We start from the raw sequence: 26392 nt of genomic DNA on the forward strand, positions 1-26392 counted from the left end.
ATGGCGGCATTCGCATCCGGCACCGCGCTGAGCTGCGGGCTGGGCTGCGCCCTGCCCGCCGCAGCCCAGCAGCCCATCGTCCTGGACGAAATCGTCATCACCGCCGCCGGCTTTGAGCAGAGCATCAAGGATGCCCCGGCCAGCATCTCGGTCATCACCGCCGAAGAGCTGCAAAAGGGCAATTTCACCAGCCTGACCGATGCGCTGAAAGAGGTGCAGGGCGTCGCCACCACCGGCACCGCAAACGAACAGGACATCTATATCCGCGGCCTGCCCGGCCAATACACGCTGATCCTCGTGGACGGAAAACGCCAAAGCACCCGCGACGCGCGCACCAACGGCAACGCGGGCTATGAACAAAGCTTCATCCCTCCGATCGCCGCAATCGAGCGGATCGAGATCGTGCGCGGGCCGATGTCCTCGCTTTACGGGTCGGATGCGATGGGCGGCGTGATCAATGTCATCACCAAGCCGGTGGCGGATGTGTGGACCGGCTCGGTCACGACCGAGGTGGTGATCCAGGGCGAGGACGGGTTCGAGAATTCGCGCCAGAATTCGTTCTATGCCTCGGGTCCGCTGATCGACAATGTGCTGGGGTTGCAGGTCTGGGGGCGGAAATTCGATCAGGATGCCTCCGAGATCACCGGCGGCCCCAGCGGCTCGGACGACTATGACCTTGGCGCGCGGCTGTCGTGGCGCGTGGATGACCAGAACGACCTGCTGCTTGAGGCCGGGCGGACCCGGATCACCAGCGAAAACTATGGCGGCCTGGGATATAATGACAACGACCGCGACCACTGGTCGCTGACCCACAAGGGCCGCTACGACGCGCTGGATACCGAGATCAGCCTGTCGCAGGAGATCGGCGAGCGGACCTCGTTCAGCCGCACGGCGGCGGGCGGTCCCTTTGTCGAAAATCTGCGCTCGCCCGAGGTGCGCAACACGGTGCTGGACGCCAAGGCGACGCGGCAGCTGTCGTGGCGGGGCGACCACAACCTGACCGTCGGCGGCCAGTTCATGCGCACCGACCTGACCGACCAGAACCCCGGCGCTGTCGAGCCCGGCGAAGATCCCGTCGATCAGAAGTTCCGCGCCGACGAATGGGCGCTTTATGTCGAGGACGAATGGCGCCTGCGTGACGATTTCGCGCTGACGATGGGGCTGCGCTATACCGACCACGAGCTTTATGGCGGCCATGTCGCCCCGCGGATCTACGGGGTGTGGAGCGCGACCGACAGCCTGACCATCAAGGGCGGCATCTCGACCGGCTACAAGACGCCGGAACTGCGCTCGATCATCCCCGGTTATGCCTATACCAGCGGCGGCGCCGGCTGTGCCAGCAACACGCCGCCCTCTTGCGCGGCGATTCTGGGCAACCCCGACCTGAAGCCCGAGGAAACCGTCAACATCGAAGTGGGCGGGGTCTATGAAGGCAATGATTTCCGGCTCAGCGCCACGGCCTTTCACACAAAATTCGACAACAAGCTGCAACAGCGCAGCCTGGGCACGGACACCAACGGCGACGGGGTGATCGACGAATATGAATACTGGACGGACGGCCCCCAATATGTGGGCGGCGACGGCGAGTTGTATTACCGCCGCCTGATCCAGAATTTCAACGTGGACAAGGCGACGATCAGCGGCCTGGAACTTGCGGGGGACTGGTCGATCACCCCCGCGCTTTCTGCCCGTGCCTCGTATACCTACACCAAGTCCAAGCAGAAAACCGGCGAATATGCCGGCTTCCCGCTGGCCCGCACGCCCGAACATATGGCAAGCCTGCGTTTCGACTGGCAAACCCCGGTCGATGGGTTGGATAGCTGGCTCAGTGCCAATTACCATGGCTCCGAGATCAACTCGGGGTTGCGCATCGGCAGCAACGGCACCCCGGTCGAAATCAACGGGCAGACAGGCAGGAAATATGCCGCCTACACCACCGTCGATCTCGGCGCGAACTATCAGCTGACCGAAATGGCGACCTTGAATGCCGCTGTCTACAACGTCTTCAACAAAGAGGTGGTGGCCAGCGACTTCAACACCGTTCAGGAAGGCCGCCGACTGTGGCTGGGGCTGACGGCCAATTTCTGAACCGATTCAACCGCGCCAAGCAAGCGCCACGGAGACCCATATGAACTGCCGCCTTCCCGTCCTTGTCGCCAGCGCATTGCTCGCCGCGTCGCCCGTCGTCGCACAGGACGCGGGCAGCCTGCCCGCCCACACCCTGCCCCATGACCTGTCCCCCTGGGGGATGTTCATGGCCGCCGACATCGTGGTCAAGGCGGTGATGATCGGGCTGGCGGCGGCCTCGGTGGTGACCTGGACGGTGGCGCTGTTCAAGCTGGTCGAGATCGCCTCGGCCGCGCGCGCGGCGGCGGGCAGCCAGCGGCGGATCGCGGGCGCGGGCGGGCTTGCCCCCGCGGCGGCGCAGCTGGGCCGGCGGCGCGATCCGGTGGCGCGGATGCTGCGGGCGGCCGGGCGTGAAATGGTCGGCGCCCGTCCCGACCTGCCCGACGTGCCGGTGCAGGGGGTCAAGGAACGCGTGGCCTCGACCCTTGCCCGGATCGAGGCCGCCGCCGGCCGCCAGCTTGGCGTGGGGACCGGGCTGCTGGCCACCATCGGCTCGACCGCGCCCTTTGTCGGGCTGTTCGGCACGGTCTGGGGAATCATGAACGCATTCGTCGGCATCTCGCGCGCGCAGACCACCAATCTTGCGGTCGTCGCCCCCGGCATCGCCGAGGCGCTGCTGGCCACCGCGCTGGGGCTGGTCGCGGCTATCCCGGCGGTGATCATCTACAACCTGTGCGCGCGCGCCATCGCGTCCCACCGCGCCCAGCTGCGCGACAGCGGCGCGCTGATCGAACGGCTGGTCAGCCGCGAGCTCGACCACGCCACGCGGAGGCTCTGAGATGGCTGCATCCCACGACGACGGCGAACAGCTTGACGAGCTGTCGGAAATCAACGTCACGCCCTTTATCGACGTGATGCTGGTGCTGCTGATCATCTTCATGGTGGCGGCGCCGCTGGCGACGGTAGATGTGAACGTGGACCTGCCGGCCTCGACCGCCGCCGCGGCGCCGCGCCCGGACGAGCCGGTCTATGTGACCCTGCAAGCCGACGGCAGCGTCGCGCTGGCCAACAGCGAGATCGGGGTCGAGGCCCTGCCCGGGGCGCTGGACGAGGCCACCGGCGGCGACCCCGAGGCGCGGATCTACCTGCGTGCCGACCGCAACGTGGAATATGGCGAGCTGATGGGGCTGATGAACCTTATCCGTGATGCCGGCTGGGGCCGCATCGGGCTGGTCGGCCTTGAAATGGTGCCGGGATCATGATGGCGGCGGGGCGTCCGGGCTGGTGGTTCACCGCCGCCGTTCTGGTGCTTGGCGCGCATCTGGTCGGCGCCACGACGCTGGCGCGGCGTCCCGCGCCGGCGCCTGCCGCGCCCGAGGCCACGGTCGTCGAACTGCTGCCGCCCGAGCCGACCGCCGGCGTGGCCGAGATCCCCAACCAGCTGACCGAGACCCTGCCCGAGCTGCCGCAGCTGGCCGAGTTGCAGGCCCCCGAGTTCCCCGAGGCCGAAGAGCCGGTGGAGCCGCCGCCTGAACCCGAGCCGGAACCCGAGCCAGAGCCAGAGCCGGAACCCGTGGTCGAACCGGAACCCGAACCCGTCGAGACCGAGCCGGTGGTCGAGCCGGTCGAGACCATCGCCGCCGTCCGCCCCAGGGAACGGCCGCGCCTGCTGCGCCGCCCGCCACCCGAACCCCAGCAGCGCGAGCCCAGGAAAGAGCCGCCCAAGCCCACCCCCACCGAGCCGCGCAACCAGGCGCCCAGCCAGCAACAGACCGCGCGCTCGCCCGCGGGCAGCGCCGGTCAGGCGAAAGCGTCGGCCCAGGCGGTGCAATCCTGGGAAAACCAGGTGCGCCAGGCGACCGCGCGCCATATGAGCCGCGCGCGCGTCACCTCTCGCGGGCAGCTGTCGGCGACGGTGACGGTGCGCATCGACGCCGGCGGCGGGGCGCAGGCGACGCTGACGCAAGGCAGCGGCGACGCGCGCGTGGATGCGGCGCTGATGCGGCACGCGCAGCGGATGCCGCGACTGCCCGCCCCGCCCGATGGAAAGCCGAAATCCATCGTGGTCCCGTTCCGCATCACGCGCTGAGGCGCGGTGCGGGCGGGCGCGGCGGGGCCGTCCCGGCGCTCATCGGGCGCGCCCCGAAAGCCCCCATCGGCGCCGTTCGGTGGGCGAGGACCACAGCCGCTCTCCGGTCATCTCGGCCTCGGTCAGCCAGTGCAGTTGCCCGTGCCGCAGCCAGCCGGCGCGGGCGCCGCTGCGGCGGGTTTCCGTCTGGTCGACCAGCAGGCAGTCGCCCGTCAGCCCCGGCGGGGCCCGGGCTGCAAGAATGACCACTGCGCCACCCCGGCAGGCGCTCTCGGCGCGCTGAGGGGCGGATTTTCCGGTCAGATGCACCACCTCGATGCCGCCCAGCCGGGCGCGACGCTCTGCCGTAGGCCCATCCCACCCCATGCGCGCCCCCGCCTCGGGCGCGGCGGCGGTATCGCCGTCGGCGCGCAGCCAGCTGTCGGCGGCAAAGGCGCCGCCGGGTTTCGACAGGGCGCGGCCCGCGGGGGTCATGATCCCGACCGTTGCGGCCTCGGGCGCGATGAGGATGTCGGGGCGCTGGGTCCGCATCCATAGCAGCGTCGCGCCGGCCAGCGCCAGCAGCAGCATCGCAACCCCGGCCCGCCGTGTGGCCCGCCCGGCGCCTTGCAGCGAAAACAGCCAGATCGCGATGCCGGCGCCGCCCAGCGGCAGCACGCGCCAGTCGGGCACCGGGACGGTCATCACCGCGCCGCCCCAGCCGGTGACCAGCTCGGCCACCCACAGCATCCAGCGCGTGCCCAGCCCCATCGCCCACAGTGCCGGCCCCGCCAGCCCCAGCGGCGCCAGCACGGCGGCGATCACGCCGGCGGGCATCACCACGCTGCCCATCACCGGCACCACCAGCAGATTGGCGACGATCCCGTATTGGGCCGAGCGGTTGAAATGCGCCGCCGCCAGGGGCGCGGTGGCCAGCCCCGCGATCAGTGATGAAATCACCAGCAGCATCGCGCCGCGCACCACCCAGGGCAGTGTCTGCGCCCCCCGCGACCACGCGGGAAACAGCAAGATCAGCGCGGCGGTGGCGGCAAAGCTCATCTGGAAACCGGGCGTGACCAGCGCCTCGGGCGCCAGATACAGGATCACCAGCGCCGCCACCGCCAGCGTGCGCAGCGAAATCGCGCGCCGGTCCAGCAGCACCGCGCCCAGCATCACCGCCACCATCACCCAGGCGCGTTCCGTCGGCACCCCCCCGCCCGAGACCCACAGATACAGCGTCGCCGCCGCCAGCGCGACCAGCGCGGCCAGCTTGTGCAAAGGCGCGCCGGCCAGCGCGCCGCCGATCATGCCCGGACCCAAGCCCTGCACCCCGGCCAGCGCCAGCCGGATCGCGCCATAGACAAAGGCGGCCAACATGCTCATGTGCAGGCCGGAAATCGACACGATGTGATACAGGTTAGAATCGCGCATCACCTGATTTGTGGCCTCGGCAATGCCCGAGCGGTCGCCCGTCACCAGCGCCGAGGCCACCGCCCCTGCCTGCCCGCCGATCCGGTCCTGCATCGCTTTCGATAGCCGCAGCCGTGCGGCGGTGGCGTCCAGCAGCCGGGGCGGCGGCGGCTCGGCGACCAGAATCGGGGTGCGGGTATAGCCGACGGCGCCCAGCCCGGCGAAAAACGCGCTGCGGCGGAAATCGAAGGCCCCGGGTTCCGCGGGCGGCGGCGGCGGGCCGAGATGCGCGGTCAGCATCACCCGCGCCGAGGTCGGCGGCAGCTCCGCCCCCGGCGGCAGCGACAGCCGCACCCGGCGCGGGGTGCGGTCGGGCGAGGTATGGCGCAGCACCACCCGGTCCAGCGTCACCCGCATCCGGTCGCGGGCCGAGCGGTCGATTTCGACCACCCGCCCCTCGACCGGGCCGTAATAGCGGTAATCCATCACCGGGGCCGCGACCATGTGCAGCCGCAGCCCGGCGGCCAGAAACCCCGACAGCACCAGCGCCGTGCCAAGCGCCGCCATCCGCAGGAACTCGGCCCGCTCCCACGGGATCCGCCCGGTATCCGCCAGCCGCAGCACCCGCCGCGCCGCCGCCATCCCCAGCAGCATCCCCGCGCCGGCAGCCGCATAAAGCGCCGCCCCCGGCTCGAACCGCAGCGAAAACCACAGGCCAATGCCAAAGGACACCAGAATCGGCGCGCGGATCAGCAATCCGGCCCGCTGCGCCAGATCGCCGGCCGAGCGGCCGCTGCGCGCCGACACCCGCCCGCGCGCCGTCAGGGCCGCAAGCGCCCTGCCCGCCCAGCCGCGACTGCCCCCCGGTTTCGCTGCATCCGTTGCGGTCAAGCTTGTCCTTACCCTGAATCGTCGCGTATCCCTGCGCCGATCCTAACCCGGCGGTTCTTAGCGAAAGGTTAACGACCGCCCCCCTGAACGACCGCAGCAGGACGCAGCCATGCAATCACCCCCCGTCGTCACGCGCTTTGCGCCCTCGCCCACCGGCTATCTGCATATCGGCGGCGCGCGCACGGCGCTGTTCAACTGGCTGTATGCCCGCGGCCGCGGCGGGAAATTCCTGCTGCGGATCGAGGATACCGACCGCGCCCGTTCCACCCCCGAGGCGACCGAGGCGATCCTGCAGGGGCTGCGCTGGCTGGGGCTGGACTGGGACGGAGAACCGGTCAGCCAGTTCGCCCGCGCCGAGCGCCACGCCGAGGTCGCGCGGGCGATGATGGCCGCGGGCACCGCCTATCCCTGCTATACCACCCCGGCCGAGATCGAGGCATGGCGGGCCGAGAACCCCAACCGCCCCTTTGTCAGCCCGTGGCGCGATGCGGACCCCGCAACCCGGCCCGACGCGCCCCATGCGATCCGGCTGAAGGCCCCGCGCGAAGGCGTGACGGTGATCCATGACGAGGTGCAGGGGGACGTGACCTTCCGCAATGACCAGCTGGACGACATGGTGCTGCTGCGTTCGGACGGGACGCCGACCTATATGCACGCGGTGGTTGTGGACGACCACGACATGGGCGTGACCCATATCATCCGCGGCGACGACCACCTGACCAACGCCGCGCGCCAGGCGCAGGTCTATGCGGCCAACGGCTGGGCGCTGCCGGTGTTCGCGCATATCCCGCTGATCCACGGCCCCGACGGCAAGAAACTGTCCAAGCGCCACGGCGCGGTGGGGCTGCATGAATACGCCGCCATGGGCTATCCGGCCAGCGCGATGCGCAACTATCTGGCCCGGCTGGGCTGGAGCCATGGCGACGACGAGCTGTTCGACGACGCGCAGGCGCGCGCATGGTTCGACCTGTCGGGAATCGGCAAGGCGCCGGCGCGGCTGGACTTCAAGAAGCTGGAGCATGTCTCGGGGCATCATGTCGCAGCCATGGGCGACGTGGCACTGCTGGACGAGCTGGCGGGCTTCCTTTCCGCCACCGGCCAGCCCGCGCTGACCGGGACGCAGCTTGCCCGCCTGACCCCGGCGCTGTCGGTGCTCAAGCAGAAATCCCGCACCCTGCCGCAGCTGCTGGACCAGGGCCGCTTTGCCCTGATCGAACGCCCGGTGCAGCCGGACGACAAGGCGGCGGCGGTTCTGGATACGGTGTCCAAAGGTATACTCAATGATTTGACCGCTGCGTTGCAGAATGTTATCTGGGCGCGAGACGACCTGGAGGCGATTGCACAGCGGATAGCCGAGTCGAACGGGCTGGGCCTTGGCAAGATCGCAGCCCCCGTGCGGGCGGCACTCGCCGGGCGGACCTCGACCCCGAGCATATTCGACATGATGCTGGCCCTCGGGCGCGACGAAACGCTCGCCCGCCTGGCAGATGCCACGGCGTGAGAGTGCCCATACGCAGCGGCCCCGATGGGCCCCGAGCAAAGGAATATGCGATGGCCGAAGCCAGAACCGCCCGGATTTCGCTGAACGACAGGGAATTTGATCTGCCGATCCTGACCCCCACCGTGGGGGCGGAATGTATCGACATCCGCAAGCTTTACGGGCAGGGCGACGTCTTCACCTTCGATCCCGGCTTCACCTCGACGGCGGCCTGCGAAAGCGCGATCACCTATATCGACGGCGATGTGGGCGAGCTGTGGTATCGCGGCTATCCGATCGAGCAGCTGGCCCAGAAAAGCCACTATCTGGAAGTCTGCTATCTGCTGCTGAACGGCGAACTGCCGAGCGCCGACCAGATGGAGAAATTCGAGTGGCTGATCACCCACCACACCATGGTGCACGAGCAGCTGCATTATTTCTTTCGCGGGTTCCGCCGCGACAGCCACCCGATGGCGACGCTGGTCGGCGTGGTCGGCGCCATGTCGGCGTTCTATCACGACAGCCTTGACATCAACGACCCGCATCACCGCGAGGTCGCCTCGATCCGGCTGATCGCCAAGCTGCCGACGCTGGCGGCGATGGCCTATAAATATTCGCTGGGCCAGCCCTTCGTCTATCCGAAGAACGATCTCGATTACGCCTCGAACTTCCTGCACATGTGTTTTTCGGTCCCGGCCGAGCCCTATCACACCGATCCGGCGCTGGCCCGCGCCATGGACCGCATCTTTACCCTGCACGCGGACCACGAACAGAACGCCTCGACCTCGACGGTGCGGCTGGCGGGATCATCCGGGGCCAATCCCTTTGCCTGTATCGCCGCCGGCATCGCCTGCCTGTGGGGCCCCGCCCATGGCGGCGCCAACCAGGCCGCGCTGGAGATGCTGCAGGAAATCGGCACCGTCGACCGCATCCCCGAATACATCAGGCGCGCCAAGGACAAGGACGACCCGTTCCGGCTGATGGGCTTTGGCCACCGCGTCTACAAGAACTTCGACCCGCGTGCCAAGATCATGAAGGAATCGGCCGACGAGGTGCTGGACCTTCTCGGGATCGAGAACAACCCGACGCTGCAGGTCGCCAAGGAGCTGGAGCGGATCGCGCTTGAGGACGAATATTTCGTTTCGAAAAAGCTCTATCCGAACGTCGATTTCTATTCCGGCATCATCCTGTCGGCGATGGGCTTCCCGACCTCGATGTTCACCCCGATCTTTGCGCTGTCGCGCACCGTCGGCTGGATTTCGCAGTGGAAGGAAATGCTGGGCGACCCGGACAGCAAGATCGGCCGCCCGCGGCAGCTGTATATCGGCTCGGACCGGCGCGATTACCTGGACGTGGCCAAGCGCTGAGGCTGCTGGAATTGTTGGGGAAAAGGGGGCCGGTTTGGTCCCCTTTTTCTTTTGGCGCGCCGGGTTGCTCGGTCGGACCGGGGCGCTGCCCCGGACCCCGGGATATTTCAGTGATGAAGAAAGCGGCCCTCGGCCATTCCGTTATCCGGGTTGCGGGTGGTAAAGCGGGGCCGAACATGGGGGCGCGCATGAACCTGCTTTTCGCCAATGACCGCCGCGGGGAATATCCGCCCAGCCTGTACGCCGAGCAGAACCCGGCGCTGCCGCCGTTTCCCCCGCTGCGGGGCGATGCGCGCGCCGATGTGGTGGTGGTGGGCGCGGGCTACACCGGACTGGGCGCGGCGCTGACGCTGGCGCGGGCGGGGCGCTCGGTCGTGCTGCTTGAGGCGCAGCGGGTGGGCTTTGGCGCCTCGGGGCGCAATGGCGGGCAGATGGGATCGGGGCAGCGGCTTGAGGTCGACGAGCTGGAACGGGTGGCCGGGCGCGCGGCGGCGCGGCGGCTGTGGGACATGGCCGAAGAGGCCAAGACCCTGACCCGCTCGTACGCCGCCGAGGCCGGGGTGACGGTCCATCCCGGTATCGCTCATGCCGCCCGCACCGCCCGCGAGGTCCGCCACGCCCATGAAAACGCCGAGCGGCTGGCCCGCGATTACGACTATGCGCTGATCGAGCCGCTGGATGCGGCCGGGCTGCGGGCGCTGGTGAAATCGCCGCTATATGCGGGGGGTGATCTTGATCGCGGCGCAGGCCATCTGGACCCGCTGGCGCTGGGGCTGGGGCTGGCGCGGCTGGCCGCAGCGTCGGGCGTGCGCATCCACGAGGGCGCCCATGTCCATGCCATCAGCCACGGTCGGCGCGCGGGCGAGACCTCGGTGGTGCAGACCGGCACCGGGCGGGTGATCTGCGATCACGTCATTCTGGCCGCGAACGGCTATCTGGGGCATCTGGACATGGGCGTCGCCGCCCGCGTCATGCCGATCAACAATTTCGTCGTCGCGACCGAGCCGCTGGGGGCGCGTGCCGACGACATCCTGGCGGAAAACATCGCCGTCCACGACACTCGTTTCGTGGTGAACTATTGGCGGCTGAGCGCGGACCGGCGGCTGGTGTTCGGCGGCGGCGAAAGCCTTGGCTATCGCTTTCCGCGGGACATCGCCGCCAAGGTGCGCCGCCCGCTGGAACAGGTCTATCCGCAGCTTGGGGGCGTGCGCATCACCCATGGCTGGGGCGGCACGCTGGCGATCACCATGAACCGGCTGCCGTATTTCGCGCGGCCGGCGCCGAACTGCCTGTCGGCCAGCGGGTTTTCCGGCCACGGGGTGGCGCTGGCCAGTCTTTCGGGCAAGCTGATGGCGCAGGCGGTGATCGGCCAGTCCGAGGGGTTCGACACCATGGCCGCCCTGCCCCTGCCCGCCTTTCCCGGCGGCGCGGCGCTGCGCTGGCCGCTGCTGGTCGCCGGCATGGGCTGGTATTCTCTGCGCGACCGGCTGGGGGTCTAGCCCCCGTCCTCGGGGGGGGCGTCCACCGCTGATGGGGCGCCATTGCGACGGGCGCTGCGCTGCGCCTTGCGGCGGTGATAGGCGCGCACCAGCGGCACGGTCAGATAGTGGAAAATCACCGCCGCGATCACCCCCGGGATAAAGCCGCCCACCAGATAGGGCAGAAAAATCCCGTTGAAGAACGCCTCGAGCCGATCCCACTCTGCCACGCGGCTGTCAAAGATCGACATGAAATTATGCCAGAGCTGCCCGCCTGCGGCAGTAAAGGCGGCCATGATGACCCCCGGCGACATGCTGCCCGGCACTCCCAGCATCCAGCGCCCCAGCCCGACCGATGTGACCGCGATAAAGGGAATGGTGACCGGGTTGCCGACCAGCGACCCCAGCACCGCGGCGAACAGATTGCCACGCAGCACCCAAGCCAGCGCCAGCCCGCCCAGCAGATGCACGCCGAACAGCGGGGTAAAGCTGATGAACACCCCCGCCGCCACCCCGCGGCCGATGCGGCTGGGTTCGTCCGGCAGCCGGCGGACGCGGTGGACGATATAACGCGCCGCCCGGCCCCAGCCGCCCCGCGGATAGACGATGTCGCTGGCGATCTGCGAATAGCTGCGAGGCTTGCGCTTGAACACTCTGTGTCTGTCCCGTTCGGAAAACCCGGCCCAGTGAACCAGCCGCGCACCCCGGCTGCAACCGGGAATCGGCGCGGCCGCCCGTCTTAGAAACGCGCCGAGGGGTCGCGGATCCGCGCCACCTGCGCGACGTCCGGCTCGGCGTCCAGCGCGGTCAGCAGCGCGTGCAGATGTTCCCGGTCGCGCAGCTCGACATCGACGCGCAGCCGGTAGAAATCCTGTTTGCGATCAAGGAATTCGAGATCCGAGATATTCGCCCCCTGTGCCCCGATCAGCGTGCAGATCCGCCCCAGCACGCCCGCGTCGTGGCGGATCGTCAGCCCCAGCCGCGAGGAATAGACCGGAGGATGGCGCCCCTCGCGCCAGCGCAGGTCCACCCAGCGGTCGGGCTGATCCTCGAAATCGGCCAGCACCGGGCAGTCGATGGCGTGGATCACCACCCCTTTGCCGCGATAGGTGATGCCGACGATGCGTTCGCCCGGCAGCGGGTCGCAGCAGGGGGCGCGGGTGAATTCCTGATCGGCCTCAAGCCCGGCAACGGCACGGGCGCTGTCGATTTCCTCTTCGATCGGGGTGAGGTCGGGGTAAAGCGCGCGGATCAGCTCTTGCGCCGACATCTCGGCCGAGCCGATTCGGGCCAGCATTTCATCCACATCGGGCAGCGCCAGCGTCTTGGCGGCAGCGCGCAGTGCCTTGTCGGTGGCCTTGCGGTTGACGTGTTCGAACGCGACGCGCACCAGTTCCGACCCCAGCCGGATAAAGCGGGAACGATCCTCTTCGCGCAAGGAGCGCCGGATCGCGGCCTTGGCGCGCCCGGTCACCACGATGTCCAGCCAGGTCGCCTGCGGCCGCTGCCCGGTGGCGGAAATGATGTCCACCGCCTGCCCGTTTTTCAGGCGCGTCCACAGCGGCACCCGGATTCCGTCGACCTTGGCGCCGACGCAGCTGTTGCCGATGCGGGTGTGGATCGCATAGGCAAAGTCGATGGGCGTCGCCCCCTTGGGCAGCTGAATCACGTCGCCGCGCGGGGTAAAGCAGAACACCTGGTCCTGATACATTTCCAGCTTGACGTGTTCCAGAAACTCGTCGTGGTCTTCCTCGCCGAAACGTTCGGTCAGCCCGGCCAGCCATTCGGCCGGATCGACGGCAAAGGGGTTCTTGCTGCGCACCCCGTCGCGATAAGCCCAATGCGCGGCCACCCCCGCCTCGGCCACCTCGTGCATGGCGCGGGTGCGGATCTGCACCTCGACCCTTGTGCCGTCGCGGGCCGAAACCGTGGTGTGGATCGAGCGGTAGCCGTTCGACTTGGGCTGGCTGATGTAATCCTTGAACCGCCCCGGCACCGCCCGCCATTTACGGTGGATGATCCCCAGCGTGCGGTAGCAATCCGCCTCGGAGCGGGTGATGATGCGGAACCCGTAGATGTCGGACAGGCGGCTGAAGGCCAGCTGTTTTTCCTGCATCTTGCGCCAGACGCTGAACGGGCGCTTGGCGCGGCCGAAAACCTCGGCCTCGACCCCCTCGGCGTCCAGCGTGGCGCGGATGTCGGCGGTGATCTGCGGGATCACGTCGCCGTTTTCCTTTTGCAGCACTACGAAGCGGCGGATGATGGAATTGCGCGCTTCGGGGTTGATGACCTTGAAGGCAAGATCTTCAAGCTCTTCGCGCATCCACTGCATCCCCATGCGCCCGGCGAGCGGCGCAAAAATGTCCATGGTCTCGCGCGCCTTCTGCACCTGCTTGTCGGGGCGCATCGACTTGATGGTGCGCATATTGTGCAGCCGATCGGCCAGCTTGACCAGAATCACGCGAAGATCGCGCGACATGGCCATGAAAAGCTTGCGAAAATTTTCGGCCTGCTTGGAATGCGCACCCGAGAGTTGCAGGTTGGTCAGCTTGGTGACCCCGTCCACCAGATCGGCGATCTCGCGGCCAAAGATCTGGGCCACGTCGGTCCAGGTGGACCGGGTGTCCTCGATCGTGTCGTGCAGCAGCGCGGTGATGATGGTGGCATCGTCCAGCCGCATCTCGGTCAGGATGGCGGCGACGGCGACGGGATGGGTGAAATAGGGTTCGCCCGAGTGGCGGAATTGCCCCTCGTGCATCCGGCGGCCATAGTCAAAGGCCTGCCGGATCAGTTCGGCATTGGTCCGCGGGTTGTAGTTGCGGACCAGCGCGATCAGATCTTCGACGTCGAATCTTTCCAACCGACGAATCCGCCCCGGTTGCCGTCAGTTGCGGCTTTGCGCTTCCAGCATCATCCGCAGCATCCGTTCCTCGGATTCCTCGTCGGCGGGCTTGGGACGGTCGATCTCGGCACCCAGCAGCAGCGCCATCGCGTCCTCTTCGGGCTCGTCGACCTCGATCTGGGTCTGGGTCTGCTCGATCATCCGCTCGCGCAGATCGTCCACGGGCTGGGTTTCGTCGGCGATCTCGCGCAGCGCGATCACCGGGTTCTTGTCGTTGTCGGGGTCCACCGTCGGGGCGGCACCGGAAGAGATTTCGCGGGCGCGATGGGCCGCCAGCAGGACCAGGTCAAAACGGTTGGGAACCTTGTCGACGCAATCCTCGACTGTCACGCGGGCCATGGCATACCTCTGCGAATCGGCTGTAAGGGCAAGGTGGCATATGTGGGCGCCAGCCCGGGGAATGTCAAGCAAGCGGCGCCATGCCCGCCACCCCCGCAGGCCCCAGCGCGGCCAGCATCGCGGCCACGGTCTGCCCGGTCCGCGGGTGGCGCCATTGCGGCGCGATCTCGGCCAGCGGCGCCAGGACAAAGCCGCGGTCCTGCATCCGCGGATGCGGCAGGATCAGCCGGTCCGGGGTCAGCTGTTGCGCCTGCGCCGGGGGCAGCGCGCGCCAGCGGTCCTGTTCGGCGCCATCGGGCAGCACCAGATCGTCCATCGCCAGCAGGTCGATGTCGATCACCCGCGCCCCCCAGCGGCCGCCATCGCGCACCCGCCCCAGCGCCGATTCCACCCGATGCGCCGCCGCCAGCGTGTCCTGCGCGCCCATGGGCGACTGCACCGCCGCTGCCGCATTGACGTAATCCGGCCCCGATCCGGGCGGAAATGCCGGGGTGCGCCAGAACCGGCTGACGTGGCGCAGGGCCAGCCCCTCGGCGCCCAGGGCCACCAGCGCGGCCCGCAGCGCGGCGGCCGGTGAACCTGTCGAAGAAAACAGGTTTGCACCAAGCGCAAGCAGGACTACATCTTCCTTCATATTCGCATTTCCGGAACTTTGGGAGTAAGACATTGTTCTACAAGGACGACAGGTTGGCGCTGTTCATCGACGGGTCGAACCTGCACGCAGCAGCCAAGTCTCTGGGCTTCGACATAGATTACAAGCTGTTGCGTCAGGAGTTCGAGCGTCGGGGCAAGCTCACCCGCGCCTATTACTACACCGCTCTGCTGGAAAGCGAGGAATATTCCCCGATCCGGCCGCTGATCGACTGGCTGACCTACAACGGCTTTGCCATCGTGACCAAGTCGGCGCGCGAGTTCACCGACTCGATGGGGCGCCGCCGGATCAAGGGCAACATGGATGTCGAGCTGACCGTGGATGCGCTGCAGCTGGCGCCGCATCTGGACCATGCGGTGGTGTTTTCCGGCGACGGCGACCTGCGCCCGATGATCGAGGCGATGCAGCGGCAGGGGGTGCGGGTCTCGGTCGTCTCGACCCTGCGCAGCCAGCCGCCGATGATCGCCGACGAGCTGCGCCGCCAGGCGGACAACTTCATCGAGCTGGACGCGCTGCGCGACATCATCGGCCGCCCGCCGCGCGAGCCGCGCGACCACGACATGACCGCCCCCGACGAGGTCTGAGCGGATTTCACACGGCTGAAACCCGCCCGACTTAACCTTTCGTCAATTTTACCCGAGACGAGCGCCGCCGCGCCCTGTAAACTCCTGTTTTGTATGAGTAGGAATTTTGGTGCGATGGACGAAAAAAACGGTCCCGACCCGGCCGGTGACGCGCCAAGGGTGCTGCATTTGCCCGATTTCGACCGGCAGTCACCGGCACGGGTGCTGGCGGGGCTGCGCGGCTATTGGGATTCGCTGCGCCAGGGGCGGGCGATCCCCGCGCGGCAGGATGTCTCGCCGATGGGGCTGCGCCATGCGCTGGATTATGCCTTCATCCTCGAACGCATCGCCCCGGGTGCGGCGCGGTTCCGGCTGGCGGGGCGCCATCTGATCGACCTGATGGGGATGGAGGTGCGGGGGATGCCGCTCTGCGCGGTGATGCAGCCGGGGTCGCGGGGGCGTATCTCGGATGTGCTGGAAACCGTGTTCCAGGGGCCGCAGATCGCCGAGCTGACCCTGCATTCCCCGACCGCCTATGGCCGCGCCGGGCTGAACGGCAAGATGCTGCTGCTGCCCCTGCGCTCGGATCTGGGCGATGTGAACCGCGCGCTGGGGTGTCTGGCGACGGAGGGCACGATGGGCATGACACCGCGCCGCTTCGACCTGCTGTCGGACCGCGCAGATCCGGTGATCGAGGGGGCGCGGGTGCTGGTGCCCTCGCCCTCGCCGCAGGGGTTCGCCGAGCCTTCGGCGCCATGGAAACCGGCAGCGCCCCGGCCGGTGATCCGCGAGGACGAAACCCCCGACGAACGTCGAGCAAGGTTCCGGGTGATCACCGAGGACTGACCCGCAGAGGACTGACCCGCAGAGGACTGGCCAGCGGACGGCCCCTTGCGCAGCCGCCCTGCCCGATCGGGCGGTATTCGCCGCAGTGCCGCATTCACCGGCGCTGGTCTGCCGCACCACTCGACCTTGCCGTCGGCGGCACCGCCTGCCTTCGCCGCCAGCCCGCCGCTGCATGGCCAGACGGTATCGCTGCTTCTTTCTGGTCCAAATACCCATGCACAGGGCGACGCAGGCGCGGCCCATCAATTTGCACCCGCCCCCAAACGAAACGGCGCGCCCCGGGGGACGCGCCGCGTTCAAGGGTATCTGCGGCCGGGTTCAGCCCACGTCGCGCAGCGTCGAAGGGGCGCTGGTGCGGCGGGCGCGCAGTTCCTCGGCCACAAGGAACGCCAGTTCCAGCGACTGGCTGGCGTTCAGCCGCGGGTCGCAGGCGGTGTGATAGCGCGAGGACAGATCCTCGTCGGTCACGGCACGCACGCCGCCGGTGCATTCGGTGACATCCTGCCCGGTCATCTCGAAATGCACGCCGCCGGGAACGGTGCCCTCGGCCGCATGGACGGCAAAGAATTCGCGCACCTCGCGCAGCACGGAATCGAACGGCCGGGTCTTGTAGCCCGAGGCCGACTTGATGGTGTTGCCGTGCATCGGGTCGCAGGTCCAGACGACATTCGCGCCCTCGGCCTGCACGACACGGACCAGGCGGGGCAGGTGCTCGCCCACAGAACCCGCGCCGAACCGCGCGATCAGGGTCAGCCGGCCCGGTTCGTTTTCGGGGTTCAGCTTCCAGATCAGCGCCTTGAGGTCGTCATCGGTGATCGACGGGCCGCATTTCAGCCCAATGGGGTTCTGCACGCCCCGGCAGAATTCGACATGGGCGCCGTCCACCTGCCTTGTGCGGTCGCCGATCCACAGCATGTGGCCGGACCCCGCCAGCGGCAGGCCGGTGGTCGAATCGATGCGACACAGCGCCTCTTCGTATTCCAGCAGCAGGGCCTCGTGGCTGGTATAGAAATCCACCGTGGCCAGATCGCGCGCCGTGGCCGAGGTCACCCCGGCCGCCGCCATGAAGGCCATGGCGTCGCTGATCCGCTCGGCCACCTCGCGATAGCGCACGGCCTCGGGTCCGCCGGTGAAATCGGCGATCCAGCTTTGCACGCGGTGCATGTCGGCATAGCCGCCGGTCGAAAACGCGCGCAGCAGGTTCAGCGTCGCCGCCGCCTGCGTATAGGCCGCCAGCATCCGCTGCGGATCGGGCACCCGCGCCTCGGGGGTGAAGTCAAAGCCGTTGATGATGTCGCCGCGATAGCTGGGCAGCTCGACCCCGCCGATGGTTTCCGTCCCGGCCGAGCGCGGCTTGGCGAACTGGCCGGCCATGCGCCCGACCTTGACCACCGGCATCTGCGCGCCCCAGGTCAGCACGATCGCCATCTGCAACATCACCTTGAAGGTGTCGCGGATATTGTCGCTGCCGAATTCGGCAAAGCTTTCGGCGCAGTCCCCGCCTTGCAGCAGGAACCGCTCGCCCCGCGCGACCTCGCCCAGCTGGGACTTGAGCCGCCGGGCCTCGCCGGCAAAGATCAGCAGGGGAAAGCGGCTCAGCTGCGCCTCGGCCTGGCGCACGGCGTCGGCGTCGGGATAATCGGGCATCTGGATCCGCGGCCGCGCGCGCCAGCCGTCGCGCTGCCAGTCGGTCGCGGGCGCGTTCTGCACGGCTGCGGCGGCGTTGCGGGCGGTTTCTTGCATCTGCGGCATGACTGCATCCTTCTGCGGCTTGCCGTCTTATAGGGATGATGCGGCCCGGTTCAAAGCCCCCTGCCCGCCAGCGGCCCCGCCGCCCGCCCCGCCGGCCCCGCCGGAACGCCGCCGAACTGCCCGGATCATGCGCCGGATTGACCGGCGCCAGTGGTAACAGAGTGCTTTTCTTTCAAAAGACCGCGTCCTACTGTCCGAAACAGGGACGAATGTCCGATAGGGAGACCAACATGAGAAAACTGCTTCTGGCGACGGCTGCGATGGCGCTGAGCGCGGGTGTCGCCTCGGCCGAAGAGGTCAAGATCGGCCTGTCGCTGGGCTTTACCGGCCCGCTCGAATCGCTGGCGCCGAACATGGCCAGCGGCGCCGAGCTGGCGATCAAGGAAGTCAGCGATTCCGGCAAGCTGCTGGACGGCTCGACCGTGGTTGCGGTGCGCGCCGACAACACCTGCATCGACGCGGCCGCCTCGGTCGCGGCGGTCGAGCGGCTGGTGACCTCGGACAAGGTCAACGGGATCATGGGCGGCATGTGCTCGGGCGAAACCATCGCCAGCCTGGAACGGGTGGGCGTGCCCAACGGGATGGTGATGATCTCGCCCTCGGCCACCTCGCCGGCGCTGACCGACATCGAGGATCAGGGCTTCTTCTTCCGCACCTCGCCGTCGGATTCGCGCCAGGGCGAGGTGATGGCCGAGATCGCGCAGGAAAAGGGCGTCAACTCGGTCGCGATCACCTATACCAACAACGACTATGGCAAGGGGCTGGCGGAATCCTTCAAGGCCGCGTTCGAGGCGCGGGGCGGCAAGGTCACGATGATTTCCGCCCATGACGACGGCAAGGCCGATTATTCGGCCGAGGTCGGCGCGCTGGCCGCCGCGGGCGGGGACGCGCTGGCGGTGGTGGGCTATGTCGATCAGGGCGGCTCGGGCGTGATGCGCGGCGTGCTTGACGCGGGCGCGTTCGACGTCTTCATCCTGCCCGACGGCATGGTCGGCCAGCCCGTCGTCGACCGTTTCGGCACCGAGCTGGAAAAATCATTCGGCCAGAACCCCGCGGCCGAGGGCGAGGGCCGCGACAAATACGTCGAGCTGGCCAAAGAGGCCGGTTTCGACGGCACCTCGGCCTTTGCTGCCGAATCCTATGATGCGACGGCGCTGATGCTGCTGGCGATGCAGGCGGCGGGTTCCAGCGACCCGCGCGTCTACAAGGACAAGGTGATGGAGGTCGCGAACGCCCCCGGCGAAAAGATCGGCCCCGGCGATCTGGCCCGCGGGCTGGAACTGCTCGCCGCCGGCGAGGACATCGACTATGACGGCGCCTCGGCGGTGGAATTCGTCGAGCCGGGCGAAAGCGCCGGCACCTACCGCGAGGTCGATTTCAAGGGCGGCACGCTGAACGCGGTCGGCACCCGCTGACCCCTGACCACAACCCCGGCCGGATCCGTTCGGCCGGGGTTTTTTCGTCCCGCGCGCAAGCGGGCGACCGGGGCGCAACCGGCACCAAACGACCGGACCCCGCATCCAACAGGAGGAACGCATGAACCGATTTCTGATCGCAACGGCCGCGCTGGCGTTGACCGCCGGCGGCGCGCTGGCCGAGGACATCAAGCTGGGCATCTCGCTGGGCTTTACCGGCCCGCTGGAATCCATGGCGCCGCCGATGGCCGCCGCCGCCGAAATGGCAATGAAAGAGGTCACCGATTCCGGCAAGCTGCTGGACGGTTCGACCGTGACCGCGGTGCGCGCCGACAACACCTGCGCCGATGCGGCGGCCTCGGTCGCGGCGGTCGAGCGGCTGGTGACCTCTGAACGGGTCAACGGGATCATGGGCGGCATGTGTTCGGGTGAAACCATCGCCAGCCTGGAACGGGTGGCGGTGCCCAACGGCATGGTGATGATCGCACCCTCGGCGACCTCGCCCGCGCTGTCCACCATCGAGGATCAGGGGTTTTTCTTTCGCACCTCGCCGTCGGACGCGCGGCAGGGCGAGGTGATGGCCGACATCATCACCGACCGCGGCATCAAGTCGGTGGCGGTCAGCTACACCAACAACGACTACGGCAAGGGGCTGGCGGATTCCTTTGTCACGGCCTTTCAGGCCAGGGGCGGCACCATCACGATGAACGCGGCCCATGACGACGGCAAGGCCGATTATTCGGCCGAGGTCGGCGCGCTGGCCGCCGCCGGGGGCGAGGCGCTGGTGGTCGCGGGCTATGTCGATCAGGGCGGCTCGGGCATCGTGCGGGGGTCGCTGGATGCGGGGGCCTTCGACAGCTTCGTGTTCACCGACGGCATGGTGACGCAGGCGCTGGTCGACAAGTTCGGGGCCGAGCTGGAAAAATCATTCGGGCAGAACCCCTCGGCCGAGGGCGAGGGCCGCGACGCTTTCATCGCACTGGCGCGCGAGGCCGGGTTCGACGGCTCGGACGCGTTTGCCGCCGAAGCCTATGATGCGGCGGCGCTGATCATGCTGGCGATGCAGGCGGCAGGGTCCAGCGACCCGCGCGTCTACAAGGACAAGGTGATGGAGGTCGCGAACGCCCCCGGCGAAAAGATCCAGCCGGGCGAGCTGGGCCGCGCGCTGGAACTGTTGGCCGCGGGGCAGGACATCGACTATGTCGGCGCCTCGGCGGTCGAGCTGGTGGGCGGCGGCGAAAGCGCCGGCACCTACCGCGAGGTCGACTACAAGGGCGGCGTCCTGAACGTGGTCGGCACCCGCTAGCCCCCTGTGACGCAGGGTCCGCGGCGCCTTTTTGCGGGCGTCGCGGCAGTTTTGCTTGGCGGATGTGCAATGTCCCGCTAGGCAGCGCGCGGGGGAGAATCGGAGCAAGCATGATCGAGGTCCACGACCTTCACCGGCACTTCGGCGGCTTTCGGGCCGTGGATGGCGCCAGCCTGAAAATCCGCAAGGGGTCGATCACCGGGCTGATCGGCCCGAACGGCGCCGGGAAATCGACGCTGTTCAACGTGATCGCCGGGGTGCTGGCGCCGACATCGGGCCGGGTGTTGATGGGCGGCGAGGACATCACCGGCCTGCCCCCGCACCAGCTGTTCCACAAGGGGCTGCTGCGCACCTTTCAGATGGCGCATGAATTCGCCTCGATGAGCGTGCGCGAAAACCTGATGATGGTGCCGCCCGGCCAGTCGGGGGAAACCCTGTGGAACACCTGGTTCGGCCGCAAGCGCATCGCGGGCGAGGAACGCGCGCTGCGTGCCCGCGCCGACGAGGTGCTGGATTTCCTGACCATTTCTCACGTGGCCGAGGAAAAGGCCGGCAACCTGTCGGGCGGGCAGAAAAAGCTGCTGGAACTGGGCCGCTGCATGATGGTCGATGCCCGCATCGTGTTCCTGGACGAGGTCGGCGCCGGCGTGAACCGCACGCTGCTGATGACCATCGCCGACGCGATCATCCGCCTGAACCGCGAACGCGGCTATACATTTTGCGTGATCGAGCATGACATGGATTTCATCGGCAAGCTCTGCGACCCGGTGATCGTCATGGCCGAGGGCAAGGTGCTGGCCGAGGGCCCGGCCGACAGCATCATGGCCAATGAGGCCGTGATCGAGGCCTATCTGGGCCGCGGGCTGAAAAACAAGGTCAAGGCCGAGGCCGAGGAAGAAACCCTGTTCGGCGAAAGCCACGGCTTTCAGCCCGGGATGGGCGACGAGGCCGGCGCGGGCGGCGACGGGCTGCCGGCGCGACCCTTGGGGGGCATGTGATGGAAAACGCCTATCTTTCCGCGACGGGGATGCGCGGCGGCTACGGCAAGGCCGACATCCTCAACGGCTGCGACATCGCGGTCGGGCGCGGCCAGATCGCAGTGATCGTCGGCCCGAACGGCGCCGGCAAATCCACCGCGATGAAGGCCGTGTTCGGGATGCTGGACCTGCGCGAGGGCACGGTGCTGCTGGACGGGCAGGATATCGGCGGGCTGTCGCCTCAGGACCGGGTCCGCCGCGGCATGGGGTTCGTGCCGCAGGTCGCCAACGTCTTTCCGACCATGACGGTCGAGGAAAACCTGGAAATGGGCGCCTATATCCGCGACGACGATTTCCGCGACACGATGGAGCAGGTCTATCACCTGTTCCCCGCCGTCGCCGACAAGCGCCGCCAGCACGCGGGCGAGCTGTCTGGCGGCCAGCGCCAGCAGGTCGCCGTCGGCCGGGCGCTGATGACCCGCCCCAGCCTGCTGATGCTGGACGAACCCACCGCCGGCGTCAGCCCCATCGTCATGGACGAGCTGTTCGATCGCATCATCGAGATCGCCCGCACCGGCATTTCCATCCTGATGGTGGAACAGAACGCCCGGCAGGCGCTGGAAATCGCCGATATCGGCTATGTGCTGGTGCAGGGCGCCAACCGCTATACCGGCACCGGCGCCGAACTGATGGCCGACCCCGAGGTGCGCCGCACCTTCCTGGGGGGCTGACATGGCTGCGACCGCCGCAACGAGAGGCCACCGATGGATCCGCTGAACGCGCTCGTCATATTCCTGAACTTTGTCTTCATCCCGGCCTCGGCCTACGGGGCGCAGCTGGCGCTGGGGGCGCTGGGGGTGACGCTGATCTACGGGATCCTGCGGTTTTCCAACTTTGCCCATGGCGACACCATGGCATTCGGCACCGCCATGGTGATCCTGCTGACCTGGGGGTTGCAGGCGCTGGGGATCACGCTGGGGCCGCTGCCCACCGCGCTGCTGGCGCTGCCCGCGGCCATTGCGCTGACCGCGGCGCTGGCGCTGCTGACCGACCGCTGGGTCTATCGCCATTACCGCCGCATCAAGGCGGCGCCGATCGTGGTGGTGATGGCCTCGGTCGGCGTGATGTTCGTGATGAACGGGCTGACCCGCATCGTGATCGGCGTGGGCGAGATCAATTTTGCCGATGGCGCCCGTTTCGTCGTCACCGTGCCGCAGTTCAAGGCGATGACCGGCCTGTCCGAGGGGCTGTCGCTGCGCACCACCCAGGCGATCACTCTGGTGATCGCGGCGCTGTCGGTCTGGGCGCTGTTCGTGTTCCTGAACCGCACCCGCGCCGGCAAGGCCATGCGCGCCTATGCCGATAACGAGGATCTGGCGCTGCTGTCGGGCATCGACCCCGACCGGGTGGTGCGGCTGACCTGGATCATCGCCATCGCGCTGGCGGTAATGGCCGGGTCGCTTTACGGGCTGGACAAGAGCTTCAAGGCATTCAACTATTTCCAGATCCTGCTGCCGATCTTTGCCGCCGCCATCGTGGGGGGCCTCGGCAACCCTGTCGGTGCCATCGCCGGCGGCTTCCTGATCGCCTTTTCCGAGGTCGCCTTGACCTATCCATGGAAAAAAGTCGCCGAGTATCTGGGGTTCGAACCCACGGGCCTGCTGCAAATGCTGGGCACGGAATACAAGCTGGCGATCAGCTTTGTCATCCTGATCGTCGTGCTGCTGGTGCGCCCCACGGGGCTGTTCCGCGGCAAGGCTTACTGAGCGAAAGGGGGAACCATGTCCAGCACCCGACAGGCCGATGCAAGGCCAAGCCCCCTGCGCGCACCGCTGCTGTTTCTGGCGGTGGCGGCGCTGCTGCTGCTTGAGGGCAGCGTCTCGAACGCGATGTTTTCGGGGTCGTGGAACAGCGCGCTGGCGCTGTTGAACATGGGGCTGATCTCGGCGGTGGCGGCGCTGGGGGTCAATATGATCTGGGGCTATGGCGGGCTGTTCAACGCCGGTGTCGTCGGCTTCATCGGGCTGGGTGGGCTGGCGCCGGTGCTGATCTCGACCCCGCATGTCGCGGGGGCCTGGGACGCGGGCGGGCCGCGGCTGATGCTGGCGATGGCCGTGGGGCTGGCGACGCTGGTGCTTGTCTGGGCCGCGGCGCAGCGGCTGCGCGGCCTGTCCCGCGGCGTGGTAATCACGCTGATCGTCCTTGCCGGCTATGTCGCCGCGCGGATCCTGTTCGACCCCGCCGTCGCCGCGATCGAGGCCAACAACCCCGCCAAGGCCGGCAATATCGGCGGCCTTGGCCTGCCGGTGGTGCTGAGCTGGCCCGTGGGCATGGTGCTGGCCGCCGTCGCCGCCTGGGGGATCGGCAAGGTGGCGCTGGGGCTGCGTTCCGACTATCTGGCCATCGCCACGCTGGGCATCGGCGAAATCATCGTCGCCATCCTCAAGAACGAGGGCTGGCTGGCGCGCGGCGTGCTGAACATCACCGGCATCCCCCGCCCCGTCCCCTATGAGCTGGCGCTGCAATCGAACCCCGAATTCGTCGCCGCCGCCGCCCGCTGGGGGCTGGATGCGGCCACCGGATCAGGCATCTATGTCAAGCTGTGCTATGCCGCGATCTTTGTCGCGGTGGTGCTGACGCTGATCCTGCTGACGGAACTGGCGCTGTATTCGCCATGGGGCCGGATGATGCGCGCGATCCGCGACAACGAGACCGCGGCGGCGGCGATGGGCAAGGACGTGACCCGCCGGCATTTGCAGCTGTTCGTGCTGGGCTGCGCGGTGATCGGCCTGTCGGGCGCGATGATGGTGACGCTGGACGGGCTGATGGCGCCGGGCGGCTACAACCCGCTGCGCTATACGTTCCTGATCTGGGTGATGGTGATCGTCGGCGGCTCGGGCAACAACTGGGGCGCGGTGCTGGGGGCGATCCTGATCTGGTTCCTGTGGATCAAGGCCGAGGTCTGGGGCCCGGCCGCGATGGCGGTTCTGACCTCGCCCCTGTCCGCGGGCGGCCTGCGCGCGCATCTGATCGAAAGCGCGCCGCAGATGCGCTATCTGGCGATGGGGGTTGTGCTGCTGCTGGTGCTGCGCTTTGCCCCGAAGGGGTTGCTGCCGGAACGCTAGGATCCTGGGCAAAAGGGGGGCTTCGCGCCCCCCGCCCTGCGGGCTCCCCCCGCGGGATATTTCCGTGATGAAGAAGGGGTCAGAGGTCGATGCGGCCGGTTTTTCCTGCGGCAAAGCGGCGCAGGACCAGCGGGTAAAGCCGGTGTTCGGCGGTCAGCACCCGCGCGGCAAGCGTGTCGGGGGTGTCGCCGGGTTCGACCGGGACGCTGGCCTGGCCAAGGATCGGGCCGCAGTCGAGTTCCGGGGTGACCAGATGCACCGTGGCCCCGGCCTGCGCGTCGCCCGCGGCAAGCGCGCGGGCGTGGGTGTTCAACCCGGGATATTTCGGCAAGAGCGAGGGGTGGATGTTCAGCATCCTCCCGCTGAAGCGCGCCACAAAATCCGGGGTCAGGATCCGCATGAACCCGGCAAGGCACAGGATGTCGGGCTGCGCGGCCAGCAGCGGCTCCAGCAGCGCCGATTCAAACGCGGCGCGGTCGCGGCCGAAGGGGCGATGATCGACCGCGGCGGTGGGAATGCCCATCTCGGCGGCGCGGGACAGCCCGGCGGCGGCAGGGTCGTTCGAGGCGACCAGCACCGCCCGCGCCGGATGGTCGCCGGTCATCGACCGCACCAGCTGCACCATGTTCGAGCCACCGCCGGAAATCAGGATCGCGACGCGTTTGGGGGTGTCTGGCGGCGCGTCTTGCAGGGCCGCGCTCATCAAAGCGTGCCGGTGTAGCGCACGCCCGGCGTGCCCTCGACCCTGCCCAGCGTCACCACGGTTTCGCCCGCCTCGCGCAGCAGCTCGGCCAGCGCCTCGGCGCGGTCCGGGGCGACCACGACGATCATCCCGATGCCGCAGTTGAAGGTCTTGAGCATTTCCTCGGGCGGGGTGCCGCCGGTTGCGGCCAGCCAGCCGAATACCGCCGGCAGTTCCCAGCTGTCCAGATCGACGCTGGCGCCAAGGCCATCAGGCAGCACCCGCGGCAGGTTCTCGGTGATGCCGCCGCCAGTGATATGGGCCGCGGCGCGGACGCCCCCCGCCCGCAGCGCCGCCAGCAGCGGGCGCACATAAAGCCGCGTCGGCGTCAGCAGCGCGCGCCCCAGCGGCGCGTCGGCAAAGGGCGCCGGCGCATCCCAGCCCAGCCCGCTGCGTTCGACCACCTTGCGGACCAGCGAATAGCCGTTCGAATGCACCCCGTCCGAGCCGAGCCCCAGCAGCACATCGCCCGCGGCCACCCCCTGCGGCAGATGCGCGCCGCGTTCCATCGCGCCCACGGCAAAGCCGGCAAGGTCGAAATCGCCGCCGTGATACATCCCCGGCATCTCGGCCGTTTCCCCGCCGATCAGGGCGCAACCGGAACGGCGGCAGCCCTCGGCAATGCCCTCGATCACCTGCGCGGCCTGTTCGGTATCGAGCTTGCCGGTAGCGAAATAATCCAGGAAAAACAGAGGCTCGGCGCCTTGGCAGACCAGATCGTTCACGCACATGGCCACAAGGTCGATGCCGACGCCCCCGACCTCGCCGGTGTCGATGGCGATGCGCAGCTTGGTGCCGACGCCGTCGGTCGCGGCCACCAGCACCGGGTCGGCATAGCCGGCCGCGCGCGGGTCGAAGAGCGCGCCGAAACCGCCCAGGCCCGCCATCACCCCCGGCCGCGCGGTAGCGGCGGCGGCGGGCTTGATCCGCTCGACCAGCGCGTTGCCCGCGTCGATATCCACCCCTGCCGCGGCATAGGTCAGCCCGGTTGCCTTGGTTTCGCCCGTCATGTCGC

23 protein-coding genes are annotated in these 26392 nt (G+C 68.2%); 15 read left to right on the plus strand and 8 right to left on the minus strand.

What is annotated here, in order from left to right:
• Genes BLW83_RS13295 through BLW83_RS15760 form a run of 4 tightly spaced genes read left to right on the plus strand, consistent with a single transcriptional unit; the run spans nt 1 to nt 4156 of the window.
• Nucleotides 1-2088 (plus strand): TonB-dependent receptor domain-containing protein, encoded by a 2088-nt coding sequence (locus tag BLW83_RS13295; RefSeq protein WP_245728881.1) that lies wholly within the window; start codon nt 1-3, stop codon nt 2086-2088.
• A gap of 40 nt (nt 2089-2128) precedes the next feature.
• Entirely contained in the window at nt 2129-2905 is a 777-nt protein-coding gene (exbB, locus tag BLW83_RS13300) for a tonB-system energizer ExbB (RefSeq protein ID WP_090848732.1), read from the plus strand.
• Nucleotide 2906: 1 nt separating this feature from the next.
• Nucleotides 2907-3329: a TonB system transport protein ExbD gene (gene exbD / locus BLW83_RS13305; RefSeq protein ID WP_090848733.1), complete on the plus strand. Its 423-nt coding sequence runs from the start codon at nt 2907-2909 to the stop codon at nt 3327-3329.
• Nucleotides 3326-4156, plus strand: a complete 831-nt coding sequence (locus tag BLW83_RS15760; RefSeq protein ID WP_090848734.1) for a TonB family protein — start codon at nt 3326-3328, stop codon at nt 4154-4156. The genes exbD and BLW83_RS15760 overlap by 4 nt, the downstream gene beginning before the upstream one ends.
• A 39-nt stretch (nt 4157-4195) precedes the next feature.
• Here BLW83_RS15760 and BLW83_RS13315 read toward each other — a convergent pair whose 3' ends face one another.
• A complete protein-coding gene (locus BLW83_RS13315) occupies nt 4196-6436 on the minus strand; it encodes a ComEC/Rec2 family competence protein (RefSeq protein ID WP_090848735.1) in 2241 nt (746 codons plus the stop codon).
• Nucleotides 6437-6545: 109 nt separating this feature from the next.
• On the opposite strand from BLW83_RS13315, the gene gltX reads away from it, so the two are divergent.
• From gltX to BLW83_RS13330, 3 genes are all read left to right on the plus strand, one after another.
• Nucleotides 6546-7937, plus strand: a complete 1392-nt coding sequence (gene gltX, locus BLW83_RS13320) for a glutamate--tRNA ligase (RefSeq protein WP_090848736.1) — start codon at nt 6546-6548, stop codon at nt 7935-7937.
• A gap of 50 nt (nt 7938-7987) precedes the next feature.
• On the plus strand, nt 7988-9280 hold the full coding sequence (locus tag BLW83_RS13325; RefSeq protein WP_090848737.1) for a citrate synthase: 1293 nt from the start codon (nt 7988-7990) through the stop codon (nt 9278-9280).
• A gap of 188 nt (nt 9281-9468) precedes the next feature.
• Nucleotides 9469-10779: an NAD(P)/FAD-dependent oxidoreductase gene (locus BLW83_RS13330; RefSeq protein WP_090848738.1), complete on the plus strand. Its 1311-nt coding sequence runs from the start codon at nt 9469-9471 to the stop codon at nt 10777-10779.
• Here BLW83_RS13330 and BLW83_RS13335 read toward each other — a convergent pair.
• The 4 genes from BLW83_RS13335 to folK all read right to left on the minus strand — a co-directional run bounded on the left by BLW83_RS13335 (nt 10776) and on the right by folK (nt 14633).
• A complete protein-coding gene (locus BLW83_RS13335) occupies nt 10776-11411 on the minus strand; it encodes a DUF2062 domain-containing protein (RefSeq protein WP_090848739.1) in 636 nt (211 codons plus the stop codon). The two genes, BLW83_RS13330 and BLW83_RS13335, sit on opposite strands and share 4 nt — an antisense overlap.
• An 86-nt stretch (nt 11412-11497) precedes the next feature.
• Nucleotides 11498-13618 (minus strand): RelA/SpoT family protein, encoded by a 2121-nt coding sequence (locus tag BLW83_RS13340; protein WP_090848740.1) that lies wholly within the window; start codon nt 13616-13618, stop codon nt 11498-11500.
• 24 nt (nt 13619-13642) lie between these two features.
• Complete coding sequence (gene rpoZ, locus BLW83_RS13345) at nt 13643-13999, minus strand: DNA-directed RNA polymerase subunit omega (RefSeq protein ID WP_090848741.1); 357 nt, start codon at nt 13997-13999, stop codon at nt 13643-13645.
• A gap of 64 nt (nt 14000-14063) precedes the next feature.
• Entirely contained in the window at nt 14064-14633 is a 570-nt protein-coding gene (gene folK / locus BLW83_RS13350; protein ID WP_090848742.1) for a 2-amino-4-hydroxy-6-hydroxymethyldihydropteridine diphosphokinase, read from the minus strand.
• Between the two features lie 32 nt (nt 14634-14665).
• On the opposite strand from folK, the gene BLW83_RS13355 reads away from it, so the two are divergent.
• Nucleotides 14666-15235: a LabA-like NYN domain-containing protein gene (locus BLW83_RS13355; protein WP_090848743.1), complete on the plus strand. Its 570-nt coding sequence runs from the start codon at nt 14666-14668 to the stop codon at nt 15233-15235.
• 114 nt (nt 15236-15349) lie between these two features.
• Complete coding sequence (locus BLW83_RS13360; RefSeq protein WP_090848744.1) at nt 15350-16060, plus strand: PAS domain-containing protein; 711 nt, start codon at nt 15350-15352, stop codon at nt 16058-16060.
• 318 nt (nt 16061-16378) lie between these two features.
• Here BLW83_RS13360 and BLW83_RS13365 read toward each other — a convergent pair whose 3' ends face one another.
• A complete protein-coding gene (locus BLW83_RS13365) occupies nt 16379-17803 on the minus strand; it encodes a class II 3-deoxy-7-phosphoheptulonate synthase (RefSeq protein ID WP_090848845.1) in 1425 nt (474 codons plus the stop codon).
• 239 nt (nt 17804-18042) lie between these two features.
• On the opposite strand from BLW83_RS13365, the gene BLW83_RS13370 reads away from it, so the two are divergent.
• From BLW83_RS13370 to BLW83_RS13395, 6 genes are all read left to right on the plus strand, one after another.
• On the plus strand, nt 18043-19227 hold the full coding sequence (locus BLW83_RS13370; protein ID WP_090848745.1) for an ABC transporter substrate-binding protein: 1185 nt from the start codon (nt 18043-18045) through the stop codon (nt 19225-19227).
• Between the two features lie 121 nt (nt 19228-19348).
• Nucleotides 19349-20533, plus strand: a complete 1185-nt coding sequence (locus BLW83_RS13375) for an ABC transporter substrate-binding protein (RefSeq protein ID WP_090848746.1) — start codon at nt 19349-19351, stop codon at nt 20531-20533.
• 110 nt (nt 20534-20643) lie between these two features.
• The gene (locus BLW83_RS13380) at nt 20644-21531 is read left to right on the plus strand and encodes an ABC transporter ATP-binding protein (protein WP_090848747.1); all 888 of its coding nucleotides are present in this window, start codon (nt 20644-20646) and stop codon (nt 21529-21531) included.
• Nucleotides 21531-22241, plus strand: coding sequence for an ABC transporter ATP-binding protein (locus BLW83_RS13385; RefSeq protein ID WP_090848748.1), 711 nt, complete (start codon nt 21531-21533; stop codon nt 22239-22241). The genes BLW83_RS13380 and BLW83_RS13385 overlap by 1 nt, the downstream gene beginning before the upstream one ends.
• Nucleotides 22242-22274: 33 nt before the next feature.
• Nucleotides 22275-23276, plus strand: a complete 1002-nt coding sequence (locus tag BLW83_RS13390; RefSeq protein ID WP_090848749.1) for a branched-chain amino acid ABC transporter permease — start codon at nt 22275-22277, stop codon at nt 23274-23276.
• A 15-nt stretch (nt 23277-23291) separates the two neighbouring features.
• On the plus strand, nt 23292-24635 hold the full coding sequence (locus tag BLW83_RS13395; RefSeq protein WP_090848750.1) for a branched-chain amino acid ABC transporter permease: 1344 nt from the start codon (nt 23292-23294) through the stop codon (nt 24633-24635).
• A 79-nt stretch (nt 24636-24714) separates the two neighbouring features.
• Here the strand turns inward: BLW83_RS13395 and purN are convergent, their stop codons facing one another.
• Complete coding sequence (gene purN / locus BLW83_RS13400) at nt 24715-25338, minus strand: phosphoribosylglycinamide formyltransferase (RefSeq protein ID WP_090848751.1); 624 nt, start codon at nt 25336-25338, stop codon at nt 24715-24717.
• Nucleotides 25338-26387 (minus strand): phosphoribosylformylglycinamidine cyclo-ligase, encoded by a 1050-nt coding sequence (purM, locus tag BLW83_RS13405; protein WP_090848752.1) that lies wholly within the window; start codon nt 26385-26387, stop codon nt 25338-25340. The genes purN and purM overlap by 1 nt, the downstream gene beginning before the upstream one ends.
• Between the last annotated feature and the right edge of the window lie 5 nt (nt 26388-26392).

The sequence above is a fragment of the Paracoccus alkenifer genome (assembly GCF_900108405.1).
Classification (GTDB): domain Bacteria; phylum Pseudomonadota; class Alphaproteobacteria; order Rhodobacterales; family Rhodobacteraceae; genus Paracoccus; species Paracoccus alkenifer.